This is a genomic window from Mycobacterium sp. (genome assembly GCF_049281135.1).
Classification (GTDB): domain Bacteria; phylum Actinomycetota; class Actinomycetes; order Mycobacteriales; family Mycobacteriaceae; genus Mycobacterium.
Genome location: NZ_JBAPRN010000319.1, coordinates 1 through 10,361 on the forward strand (window position 1 = coordinate 1; position 10,361 = coordinate 10,361).

Genomic DNA, 10,361 nt, shown 5'->3' on the forward strand with positions numbered 1-10,361 from the left:
TCCACTCGCCGCGGGTGCCGAGCACTGACGAGATCACCACGTCGTTGCGCGAAGCGCTGAAAGCCGTTCCGGCTGACCGGCTTTGGGTAAATCCGGACTGCGGTCTGAAAACCCGTAACCCGGACGAGGTTTCGGCGTCGCTCACCAACCTGGTCGAGGCGACGAAGAAAGTCCGCGCCAACGCCTAACCGTGGTAACGAAGGCCGGGCGTCATGTGTTCGTGGCGCCCGGCCTTCGCGGTCTACAGGCCCGACAACGCGTCCGTCGCCAGGTTGGGCGCGAGCTCGGCCAGCAGCGCGCTCCAGTCAGCCGCCAGCGTGGCAGGCGTCGCACCGTTGGCCAGCGTCTCGGCGATCCCCTGCGGAATCTGCACCAGGAATTCATCGAGAAGTCCAGGGCCTGAAGCACTCTCCAGCGAGGAGAGCAGGCCGGCGTAGCTGAAGCCGAAGGTGTCGCTCACGTCGTAGCCGTTCAGCAGAGCGTTGGTGACGAACGCCGGCAAACTCAGCAGATCGGCGAACGCCTGGTCGGTCTGCCCAGCATCGACGGCGTCGACGATCGCTTGCGAGCCGTCGGCCAGTGCCTGCGAAGTGCCGAAAAGTATTCCTATGGGCGCCAATAGGGTTTCCAAGCCGATGTTCGGCACATTGTCCGTCAGCAGGTTGGCCAGGTTCTGCCCGATATCGCCGGGAATGTCGAAGATGTTCACCAGCGACGAGGCACCCGGAAGCAGGTCGACCAACAGGCCGGTGGTGAAGTTGTTCACCGACGTGCTGATGTCGCCGGCCTCGATGCCGCTGAACAGGGTCTGCAACTGCCCCGGCAACTCGTCGGTGATCAGGGTGCTCAACCCGCTATCCAGCGACTGCAGGTTGGTGCTGATCGTGTCGCCGAACTCGATCTGGTTGGCGAGCACCTGGCCGGATTTATGCAGCTGAGCAAGCAACTGTTAACTCAGTGACGGCTGGGGCCTTTGCTTGGGTTACTAATTAGCTGCGTGGTTGCCGCAGGCAGGGTCCGCACGCCGCTAACGAGGGAAATCACGCCGATGCGGTGATTGCTGTCGGGAACGCGGCGCGCGTGTGTCGCACAGCGGAATCTCCCCGACCGGCGAAAGATCCGGACCGTCCAGCAAGCACGAGTTCAGGCAGTTGCCACCCGGTGTCGCTATTGCCCAGCGGAATCGGAGCGTCGCCCGCGCGCCTCACACATCGCTGGTCTCGGACTCCACGTGTACCGGCACATCGTCGGCCCAGGGTTGTCGCGTCACCATGTCGGCCACTCGGACGTAGCCGCGTTCGAATTCGCCTGTGGCAGCATCGACTAACCGGTACTGCTGGGTCTGTCGATGAATGGGCTGGGCGTCGAGCATCACGACACGCACCTCGCCCGGTTCGAAGTGGCAGCGCTTGTGCAGAGCCGCGACCAACTGCTCGTTGCTGAAGTGCCCGTCGCCGAAATTCCATCCGATGGCGCTGCTGGTGACGCGTTCACCGTCGGTCAGGACGTAGTCGTCCTCGTTCTGGCCGGTCATCACCCGGTGCGCCAAGGTGAACAGCGCTCGACCGTGAGTGTTGAAGGCGCGGAACGCATATCCCATGTACATCGGAATCTGCGCGGCTTCCTTACTGCCGTAGAACTTCTCCAACTGCGCGGCCGGCATGCTCGCGATGGCGAGGACATTGTCGGTGATCTTCGCCTCTGCCGACGGCTTGATACACCACAGCGTGGTGTCCCAGTTGCCCGCGTAGTAGCGCATGCCGGGCAGGAAGGAAACCTTGCGAGGGAACAGGTTTCCGGCCACGACGGTGCCCGCCACAACCGCGAACAGCAGTAGTGGCAATGGTGTGGTCAGGTCATGTAGTCCGGTCGAGGCATGCCCGACGAACAGCGTGAGCACGCTGAACATCATGAAGACGTTCCACTCCAGTGGCACGCCCATCGGGATCGACGACAGGATGCCGAAGTGGAAGCACAGCATGACGAATGCGGCGATCGCGGTGGGCCAGCCGCCGTGGCTGAAGAACAGCACCAGCGGCACCAGTCCCTCGATTGCCGTACTGAAATGCGCGAGCCAGCGCGAGCGCCAGCCCGGACGAAGGTCATCCGGAAAGTGTTCGAAAAACTGACGTTTGATGAACTTCGGCCGGAACATCGGGTTGTTGCTCATCATCGTCGAGATGACGAACGGGAAGTGCTTGTTGAGTTTGGATGTGGCCGCACCCAGCCAGATGACCAGGCACACCAGTTTCGCGCCCAAGATCAGGTCGACGCCATAACCGGCGAACAGAAACGCGACCGTAAATGACGCGTACACCTCGCCGCGGGCAGCCAGGAAGATGACCTTGTCGCGCAGGCCCAACACCGCCAGCACACCGAGCACCGCCCAGATCTGCCACGCCGGCAGCACCCCGACCGTCGTACCCAGCGCGGGCATCGGACCGGTGCCGTCGGAAAAAATCGCGACGACGAGCAGCACCAGCAACGCGCCATAGAGCAGCGCGTCGAACGGTGTGCGGCTGTCCCCCTTCGTGAATGGAATCCGGCCAGGCCACGGTGGCAGCCGAATGGTGCCGGGTCGCAACCAGTACAGGATGGAGCCCAGCGGCGGGAAGAACCGGTTGTTCAGTGGCCCGAAGCCGCAACCGAGACCGACCACTTCGAACAGCATCGTGTAAAGCACGACCTTCTCGAACACGATCGGCTCGGCGTACCAGTGCGCGACATTGGTGAAGCCGTTGATGCCGGTCGTGGTCAGCGCCAGCAGCCAGGCCGCCACGATGTACAGCGCGATCTTGACGACGTAGAACAGATGCAGCAGCACCGGGGTACCGAAGCCGACCTCGGCCCAATGCCGGGCCATCGGGACGATCTTCTCAGCGCGGGTGCCCTTGCTCCACTCCTCGAAATCGATCTGCGGAGTTTCCTGTTTGAGAAATCCCATGGCGGCAAGATTAGAACGTGTTCTAGCTCAATGGTCACGGTTCGACGGAACGCTTGACTACTACTTTGCGTAGTAGTAGTAGAAGTGTTGTCGGGCACTCAGGACGGTGATCCGCGATGACCAGTCATCTTTCGCAGCCACCCGCTTCTGCCGATCGATTCTCCGTTGGGCGGCAATAGCTTTCGCCATCGGCTGGAGCGTTCACGTGTTCGATCGCCTGCGACGCGGCATGTCGGCGTCGCCCCATGCCATCATGGTCGGCGGCATGATCCAGGGGGCGTTTGTCGTGATCGCGATCGCGATGGCAGTCACCGGTCGCCGCCGGGCACCCGGAACGGCGATCGCGGTCGGCATCGGCAGCGCCGTCCTCTTCACCTACGCGCATCTGTTGCCGAGCTTCCTTCCGGCTTATCAGGACAGCTTCGTCTCCGGACCACGGATCAACGTGACATGGTTCTCCTGGTTCAGTGCCGTCGCGGAGATCGGTACCGGCATCGTGTTCGCGATCGCGGGCTTCCGGGCCCGCCGCGTCGCCGGCGTAGACTCGGTCGTGCAACTACGCCCACAGCAAGGGGTATCGGAGATGAACGCCGCAGCGGGCACATTGTTCTTCGACGGAGCGTGTGGAATGTGCACGCGCTCCAGGGATTTACTGCTGAAGTTCGACCGAACCGGAAATATTCGGACCGAGCCATTGCAAAGCCCCGGAGTCGCAGAACGGCTCGGTGTCGCGCCGACGAACCTGCTTGACGCGGTGCGATGGCTGGATTCTTCGGGCGCGGTCTACTCCGGCGCGGAGGCCGCAAACGCGGCGCTCTCGACGGCGATCGGCAGCCGAATCCCGTTGGTGTTCTACCGAATTCCCGGCATCCGCTTCATCGAGGACGTCGTCTACCGGTGGGTGGTCGCGCACCGTTACCGGTTCCCCGGGACCACGCCGTACTGCGAATCACACCCGACCGCCTGCTAGGCCCGTCGCGGCGGGCGGGGCACGAAGCGGGAAACCCGGTCGACCACATGCTGATAGTCGGGCCGCCGCTCCAGGCTGCGGGTCTCCATCATCGGGATGCTGCCGCCGAGAAACATGCCCAGCATCCCCAGCGCCCCCAGGCATACCCACCAGGCGTCCGACGGGGCGACGGCCACCCCGAACAGCGCCAGCGAAACCCAGAAACTGAACTCCCCGAAGTAATTCGGATGCCGCGACCACGACCACAATCCGCGGTCCATCGCCTCACCGTCCCGCCGATCCCGGATGAACCGGTGCATTTGCACGTCGGCGACCAACTCAAGAATCACGGCCGCCAGCCCGACGACGAAAGCGATATCGGTCAGCCAACCGATGTCGCCGCCGGGTCGGGTCACCACGATGTACACCGGCAGCATGCCGGCGAACACCAAAAGTGTGGGGATGAGGTGGATCGTCACCAGGTCGACCACGAATTCCCATCTCCCGGCCCGCTCGCGGAACATCGGGTAACGCCAATCCTCGTGGTGCAGACCGGGAAACGCGTACAACCAGTTGGCGGTCAGGCGTATCGCCCACAACACCACCACCACCGCGATCAGCCAGCAACGCAATTGCTGTATCCCGGACTGACTCCACCAATAGAACAGCAGCACAGGGGGAATCACGCTCCAGTACGCGTCGTAGAAACTGGAGTTGCCGTACGCCCGGCTGAACGCGAAAATCACCAAGGTCGCCAGTATGTCGGCGACCAACGTATCCAGCCACAGCCGGCCGGTGTGCACACCCCACACCAGCCAGGCCGCGCCCACCGCGATGGCAACGACATACGCGATACCGACCAGTGTCAGCGACTTTGCCTTGCTCATCGTCCTTTCTCCCAGTGCGGACTTTTGACCGCCTCGAGTGCTTCGGTGACATAGCGGTCGAGCGCCTTCGGCTTTTTCGTCGACTGGCAGACCCAACGCTGAAACGCGAAATCGGCTGCCGCAAAGGCAAGTTGAACCAACAGGCCGGGCCGGATGTCGGTATCGGGGTTGGCGCCCATACGCGCGGCGACCAACTTGGTCGCCCGCTCCTTGTCGGCGGGACGGTGCACCGTCAGCTTGCCGAGCAGATCGGGGGCGACCAGCAGGGCTTCCCGCCACTCTTCGGTGTCGGCCACCCCGAACGAACGAGTCCGGGTGATGATGGCGTTGATCAGCGCGAGGTCGGGCGCCTCGGCGGTGGGCCGCTCCTCGAGCAGGCTGACAATGGCGGTACCGCCATATCGCACCGGCGCCAGCAGCAATTCCTCCTTGGTCGGCACATGCCGAAAAAAGGTGCGCGGCGAAACGCCTGCGGCCGCGGCGATTTCCTCAGTCGTCACCGCGTCGTAGCCGCGTTCGATGAACAGCCGAAACGCCGCCCGACGAATGTCGGCCCGGATCTGCGCCCGCTGCCGATCGCGCAGCGACTCGGTCATCGGAAGCAGCCGATCCCACCGTCGACGTGGATGGTCTGCCCGGTGACGAAGGTCGCATCGCTGCTGAGCAGGAACGCGACCAGTGCCCCCACGTCGTCGCGTACATCGCCGATGCGCTTCATCGGAACTCGTCGCACCGCCTTGGTGTAGTCGTCGGGCGCGAACTGCTTCCATAGTTTGACGCCGTCGGATTCGGCGAACGGGCAGACCACGTTGACGCGAATGTTGTCCCGGCCCCATTCCAGCGCAGCGACTTTCGACAGCCCGCGGATGGCTTCCTTGGCGGCGGCGTATCCGCCCCACTTCGGCTCGCCGCCAGTGCCCGTGCCCGAGCCGAGGTTGACGATCGAACCGCCGCCGGCCTGAACCATCAAGGGATGCACCGCCTGCATCAGCAAGAAGCTGGCGCGCGGCCCGACGTCGTGGCCGAGGGCGAAGTCCTCCGTCGTGATGTCGACGAACGCCTTCGGCTCGTTGGTGGCGATGGCGTTGTTGACCAACCCGTGCACCGCGCCGAAGGCGCCGACCGCGGCCGCGACGATCTGCTGAGCGGATTGCGGATCGCGCAGATTGGCGACCAATTGTTCGACGCGGCCGGCCGCTCGGAGTTCATCGGTGGTCGCGGCCAGCTTCTCCTCGAGAATGTCAACCAGCAGAACCGCTGCCCCACGTTCGAGCAGCGCTGCGGCGATGCCTTTCCCGACGCCCTGGGCGCCGCCGGTGATGATCGCGACATGGCCGCGCATCGAGTCGGGGTGGGTGTAGCTCATTCGGCCGGTCCCATCCGCAGCGGCACACCACGGTGCATCTCGTAGGTGCTGCGCACGCCGCCGGGCAGCTCGATGAATTCGACCGGGGTTCCATCCGGGTCTTTGACGAAAAACATTCGCACTCCGCCGATCTCGAACGGATCCTGTTCCGGCGGATAGCCGGCCTCACGAATGCGGCGGTGAGAGTCGTCGAGATCGACGACGGACAGGGATACGTTCTGGATGCCGGCGATGCCTCGGCGGGCCGGTTTGTCGGTGGCGGGTTCAGCGCCCAGCGACAGCAACTCGACCATCAGCCCGCCCAGCAGTCCGCCGACGACGCGACCCTCCTGTTTGTGCTTCGCGTGCAGCACAGCGTCGAAGGGCTCACCGGAGATGAGGGTTTCGAAGACGACGTCCATGCCCAGCGCATCGCGATAGAACGCCAGCGCGCGGTCCATGTCGGTCACCCCGACGACGAGATGACAGAACGAGATGTCGGTCGCAGCGGCCATCACGTGCCCGATGCAAGACGAGCGGCCGGGCGGCCGGCGAACATCGGCAGGTCCAGGTACGTCTTGATACCGGGTTCGGCAGCGCAGACATCAGGGATGGCGTTGACGCAGTGATTGGCTGTGACCACGACGCCCGGATTCTTCACCAGCCCTTCGGCGATCGACTCCGGTTGCAGGCCTTTGAACGTGAGACTCACGGTGGGGTCGCCGGTGATCTCGACCTCGAAGCGTTCGCCGCGGTCGCCGAAATTCCAGGCGGGCTCGAGGTTTTCCTCGCCCATCAGCCAGTTGACCGCCGCGGTGATCACCGGCTCGCCGTCGACCAGCGCCTGCCAGCGGAACCGGCGCGCGGCCACGGTTCCCGCGCGGATCGGGAACGGGTCGTAGTCGATGTCGGCGGTCGCGACCGCGATGTCCTGGATCGTTCTGATGTTCGGTTCGATACGAAAACCCATGTGGTCGGCGATCATTCGCACCGACATCTTGAACCCGTTTTCCAGCAGGCTGGCCATCGGCCCTTGGAAGGCCTCCTCGGGGGTGCCACCGAAACCCATGATGTGGCGCACCACGTCGCCGGCGTTGTAGGTACGGATGTCGGAGAACTCTTCGGCGCGCACGTGGGTGACCGCCGAGGACAGCGAGGAGATCATCAGCGGGAACCGCTCGGTGATGCCTCCGGGATGGATGCCCGACCCGTGCAACGTCACCCCACCCGCGACGGCCGCGTCGGCGATCGCCGCGACCGCGGGGCTGGTCAGGTCCGGGTACACCCAGCCGACCGGGGTCACCACGTTCTTGCCGGATCGCAGAATGGCCGCGACCTCGTCGTCGTCGGGGATCAGCGGGCTGTACACCACGCAGTCGGCGTCGAGGGCGAGCACGTCATCCTTGTTGGATGTGGCGGCGACGCCCAGCGATTCGCTGCCCAGGATCTCCCCGACGTCGCGCCCGTTCTTGTCCGCGCTGTGCACCCAGCAGCCGGCCAGCTCGAGCTGCGGATGATTCAGCACGCATTCGATGGCGGCCTTGCCGACACCTCCGGTGGCCCATTGAACGACACGCAATTTGGCGGGTTTACTCATGCGTGGCACAGTATGACTGAGTGGCAGTCACTGTCAACGACGATGAAGGGTCGGCGAATGGGCGTCCTCGAGGGCAAGATCGCAATCGTCACCGGAACCAGCAGGGGCGTGGGAGTCGGCATCGCCCACGAGCTCCTGCGGGCCGGCGCCACTGTGGTCGGCTGCTCACGTTCGCCGCTGGACACCATCCCCGGCATCGACAGCGAATGGGCGGTCCGCGCTTCTCAGCAGGTTTGCGACCAGGGCGACTATCGCTCGATCGACTCGTTCGTCGCCGGCGTGGCGGCCACCCACGGCCGCGTCGACATTCTGGTCAACAACGCCGGCGGGACGGTTCCGGCGCCGCACGCGGAGAGCATTCCCGAACTCGTGCAACGTATTCAGGGCGCACCGCGCAGCGACGACGACTTCGAACGCACCGCACTGTTTCACGCCTTCGCGGTGCAGATGAATCTGATCAGCCCGCTGTGGTTCGCCATCCGGGTGTACCGGCAGATGGCCACCCAGGTTGGCGTCGGCTGCATCATCAACATCTCCAGCGGTGCCGGGCATCCGGCGGGCTCACCGACTCTGGTGTCCTATGGAGCGGCCAAGAGCGGGCTCAACCAGTTGACTCGGTCGCTCGCCCAGGAGTGGGGACCGAAGGTTCGGGTCAACTGCGTCGCGTTGGGCCCGACGATGACCGAGAACTTCCGGTCGTTCGTGCTGCCGAAGGACGACCCGACCGGTGAAAAGTACTTCGCGGCGGTCCCATTGCAGCGCGCGGGCGAGCCCGACGAGGTCGGCCGGGTGTGTGTCTTTCTGGCCGGAGGCGCCGCGGACTTCGTCAACGGCACGACGATCGAGTGCGACGGCGGCATGTTGCCCGGCGTGCTCTACGACGCCGGCCTGAAGACCATCACCGATCTGCTGTAGCCGCGGTGAAGCTGCGTTGGGGCTGACCGGAGTATTCGGACAGCGGCCGGATCAGCGCGTTGGAGCCGGCCTGCTCGATGATGTGGGCGGTCCAGCCGGTGATCCGGCTCATCACGAAAAGCGGTGTGAAGCTGGGGATGTCGAATCCCATCAGGTAGTAGGCCGGCCCGGTCGGAAAGTCCAGGTTCGGCTTGATGCCCGTGGCGGCGAACATCTCCTTTTCCAGGATGGTGTAGATGTCCAGCCAGCGCCGGCCGTCGCGGGCCTCCGCAACCCGGATCAGCGCCTCTTTCATGGTCGGCACCCGAGAGTCACCGTTGTTGTAGACGCGATGGCCGAAGCCCATCACCTTGTCTTTGCGAGACAGCTTGCCGTGCAACCACTCTGCGGCCTTCGACGGATCGCCGATCTCGATCATGTCGTGCATCACCGCCTCGTTGGCTCCGCCGTGCAGCGGGCCCTTCAACGCGCCGATTGCGGCCGTCACCGCGCTGTAGATGTCGGACTGCGTCGAGGTCACCACCCGCGCGGCGAAGGTGGACGCGTTGAAGCTGTGCTCGGCGTACAGGATCATCGACTGCTCAAACGCGCTGACGATCACCGGGTCCGGAACCTCGCCGAAGCACATGTTCAGGAAGTTCTCCGCGTAGCTGAGGTGACTGTGCGGTGCGACCGGCGCCAAGCCACGACGGCGACGCATGTCGATCGCCACGATGGTGGGCAGAACCGCGAACATGCGAAGGGACTTGGCGTAATTGGCGGATTCGGCGCTGTCGTCCTCTTCCGGGTCTTCGGCGCCCAGGTAGCTGATTGCGGTGCGCACCACATCCATCGGATGGCAGGTGTCGGGCAGCTTGGCCAGCAGTGACTGCAACGACCGGTCGATCCGTCGGCTGGCCCGCTCACGTTGGTTGAACAACGCCAACTCACCGTCGCTCGGCAGCTCGCCGTGCCACAGCAGGCAGGCGACCTGCTCGAAGCTGCAGCGCGCGGCCAGATCCTGGACCGGGTAACCGCGGTAGGTCAGCGAGTTCGTCTCGGGTACAACCTTGGAGATCGCGGTGGTGTCGACGACCACACCGGCCAGCCCTTTGTAGATCTTCTTGTCGGCCACGGGTGCGGTCATTGGTGGGGTCCCTTCACATCAAAGTTGAAGATCTCATCATCGAATTGGTTGTAGTCGGCGTAGCGGAGCAACTCGTAGAGCCGCTCGCGGTGCTGCATGCGGTCCAGCAGGCCGGATTGCGTTCCCTTGGCTTTGATTTCGCGCAAGCCGTCCTCGACGGCGAGCATCGCCAGCCGCAGCGTGGTGACCGGGTAGATCACCACGTTGTAGCCGATGTCGGTGAGCTGCGAGGTGGTCAGCAACTCCGACTTGCCGAACTCGGTCATGTTGGCCAGCAGTGGAACATCCACGGCGGCACGGAATTTCTCAAAGTCGGCTGGACCGGTCAGCGCCTCGGTAAAGATCAGGTCGGCGCCTGCGTCCGCGTAAGCGCGCGCCCGCTCGATGGCCGCGTCGATGCCCTCGATCCCCGCGGCGTCGGTGCGGGCGCAGATCACGAAGTTCGAGTCGCGGCGCGCGGCCACCGCGGCCCGAAGTCGCTTGACCATGTCAGCGGTCGAAACAACGGCTTTGCCGTCCAGGTGTCCGCATCGCTTCGGGTTGACCTGGTCCTCGAGGTGGCAGCCGGCCAGCCCGGCGTCCTCCAGCAGCGTGACGG

General features: G+C 64.4%; 12 protein-coding genes and 1 pseudogene. 3 read left to right on the top strand and 10 right to left on the bottom strand.

What is annotated here, in order from left to right; translation table 11 throughout:
• Nucleotides 1-188: pseudogene (locus WAN02_RS13040) on the top strand (hypothetical protein); the annotation flags it as partial.
• Between the two features lie 53 nt (nucleotides 189-241).
• On the opposite strand, the gene WAN02_RS13045 reads toward WAN02_RS13040, so the two are convergent.
• The 3 genes from WAN02_RS13045 to WAN02_RS13055 all read right to left on the bottom strand — a co-directional run bounded on the left by WAN02_RS13045 (nucleotide 242) and on the right by WAN02_RS13055 (nucleotide 3,133).
• Nucleotides 242-946 carry a hypothetical protein gene (locus WAN02_RS13045; RefSeq protein WP_422264602.1) on the bottom strand — a complete coding sequence of 235 codons (705 nt, stop codon included), beginning with the start codon at nucleotides 944-946 and terminating at the stop codon, nucleotides 242-244.
• Between the two features lie 258 nt (nucleotides 947-1,204).
• Nucleotides 1,205-2,944, bottom strand: a complete 1,740-nt coding sequence (locus WAN02_RS13050) for a DUF3556 domain-containing protein (RefSeq protein WP_422264603.1) — start codon at nucleotides 2,942-2,944, stop codon at nucleotides 1,205-1,207.
• A 60-nt stretch (nucleotides 2,945-3,004) separates the two neighbouring features.
• Nucleotides 3,005-3,133, bottom strand: coding sequence for a hypothetical protein (locus tag WAN02_RS13055; protein ID WP_422264604.1), 129 nt, complete (start codon nucleotides 3,131-3,133; stop codon nucleotides 3,005-3,007).
• 16 nt (nucleotides 3,134-3,149) lie between these two features.
• On the opposite strand from WAN02_RS13055, the gene WAN02_RS13060 reads away from it, so the two are divergent.
• Nucleotides 3,150-3,914, top strand: a complete 765-nt coding sequence (locus tag WAN02_RS13060; protein WP_422264606.1) for a thiol-disulfide oxidoreductase DCC family protein — start codon at nucleotides 3,150-3,152, stop codon at nucleotides 3,912-3,914.
• Here WAN02_RS13060 and WAN02_RS13065 read toward each other — a convergent pair.
• From WAN02_RS13065 to WAN02_RS13085, 5 genes are read right to left on the bottom strand one after another with little or no spacing between them, the layout of a single operon-like run.
• Nucleotides 3,911-4,780: a DUF1295 domain-containing protein gene (locus tag WAN02_RS13065; RefSeq protein ID WP_422264607.1), complete on the bottom strand. Its 870-nt coding sequence runs from the start codon at nucleotides 4,778-4,780 to the stop codon at nucleotides 3,911-3,913. The genes WAN02_RS13060 and WAN02_RS13065 overlap by 4 nt on opposite strands.
• Nucleotides 4,777-5,376, bottom strand: a complete 600-nt coding sequence (locus tag WAN02_RS13070) for a TetR/AcrR family transcriptional regulator (protein WP_422264608.1) — start codon at nucleotides 5,374-5,376, stop codon at nucleotides 4,777-4,779. The genes WAN02_RS13065 and WAN02_RS13070 overlap by 4 nt, the downstream gene beginning before the upstream one ends.
• Nucleotides 5,373-6,146, bottom strand: a complete 774-nt coding sequence (locus tag WAN02_RS13075; protein ID WP_422264609.1) for an SDR family NAD(P)-dependent oxidoreductase — start codon at nucleotides 6,144-6,146, stop codon at nucleotides 5,373-5,375. Before WAN02_RS13075 ends, WAN02_RS13070 begins: the two co-directional genes overlap by 4 nt.
• Nucleotides 6,143-6,640 carry a VOC family protein gene (locus WAN02_RS13080; protein ID WP_422264611.1) on the bottom strand — a complete coding sequence of 166 codons (498 nt, stop codon included), beginning with the start codon at nucleotides 6,638-6,640 and terminating at the stop codon, nucleotides 6,143-6,145. Before WAN02_RS13080 ends, WAN02_RS13075 begins: the two co-directional genes overlap by 4 nt.
• The gene (locus WAN02_RS13085; protein WP_422264612.1) at nucleotides 6,640-7,722 is read right to left on the bottom strand and encodes a dihydrodipicolinate reductase; all 1,083 of its coding nucleotides are present in this window, start codon (nucleotides 7,720-7,722) and stop codon (nucleotides 6,640-6,642) included. The genes WAN02_RS13080 and WAN02_RS13085 overlap by 1 nt, the downstream gene beginning before the upstream one ends.
• 57 nt (nucleotides 7,723-7,779) lie before the next feature.
• On the opposite strand from WAN02_RS13085, the gene WAN02_RS13090 reads away from it, so the two are divergent.
• Nucleotides 7,780-8,637 (top strand): SDR family NAD(P)-dependent oxidoreductase, encoded by an 858-nt coding sequence (locus WAN02_RS13090; RefSeq protein ID WP_422264613.1) that lies wholly within the window; start codon nucleotides 7,780-7,782, stop codon nucleotides 8,635-8,637.
• Here the strand turns inward: WAN02_RS13090 and WAN02_RS13095 are convergent.
• Both WAN02_RS13095 and WAN02_RS13100 read right to left on the bottom strand, forming a co-directional pair.
• Nucleotides 8,621-9,763, bottom strand: a complete 1,143-nt coding sequence (locus WAN02_RS13095; protein WP_422264614.1) for a bifunctional 2-methylcitrate synthase/citrate synthase — start codon at nucleotides 9,761-9,763, stop codon at nucleotides 8,621-8,623. The two genes, WAN02_RS13090 and WAN02_RS13095, sit on opposite strands and share 17 nt — an antisense overlap.
• A partial coding sequence (locus WAN02_RS13100; protein ID WP_422264616.1) for an isocitrate lyase/phosphoenolpyruvate mutase family protein occupies nucleotides 9,760-10,361 on the bottom strand: 602 nt, incomplete at its 5' end. The genes WAN02_RS13095 and WAN02_RS13100, both read right to left, overlap by 4 nt.

What these genes read in the sequence shown, in the direction of transcription:
- WAN02_RS13050 (WP_422264603.1), bottom strand. Translation starts at nt 2,944, where the DNA reads ATGGGATTTCTCAAACAGGAAACTCCGCAGATCGATTTCGAGGAGTGG.
- WAN02_RS13065 (WP_422264607.1), bottom strand. Translation starts at nt 4,780, where the DNA reads ATGAGCAAGGCAAAGTCGCTGACACTGGTCGGTATCGCGTATGTCGTT.
- WAN02_RS13075 (WP_422264609.1), bottom strand. Translation starts at nt 6,146, where the DNA reads ATGAGCTACACCCACCCCGACTCGATGCGCGGCCATGTCGCGATCATC.
- WAN02_RS13070 (WP_422264608.1), bottom strand. Translation starts at nt 5,376, where the DNA reads ATGACCGAGTCGCTGCGCGATCGGCAGCGGGCGCAGATCCGGGCCGAC.
- WAN02_RS13080 (WP_422264611.1), bottom strand. Translation starts at nt 6,640, where the DNA reads ATGGCCGCTGCGACCGACATCTCGTTCTGTCATCTCGTCGTCGGGGTG.
- WAN02_RS13090 (WP_422264613.1), top strand. Translation starts at nt 7,780, where the DNA reads ATGGGCGTCCTCGAGGGCAAGATCGCAATCGTCACCGGAACCAGCAGG.
- WAN02_RS13055 (WP_422264604.1), bottom strand. Translation starts at nt 3,133, where the DNA reads ATGGCGAAAGCTATTGCCGCCCAACGGAGAATCGATCGGCAGAAGCGG.
- WAN02_RS13095 (WP_422264614.1), bottom strand. Translation starts at nt 9,763, where the DNA reads ATGACCGCACCCGTGGCCGACAAGAAGATCTACAAAGGGCTGGCCGGT.
- WAN02_RS13085 (WP_422264612.1), bottom strand. Translation starts at nt 7,722, where the DNA reads ATGAGTAAACCCGCCAAATTGCGTGTCGTTCAATGGGCCACCGGAGGT.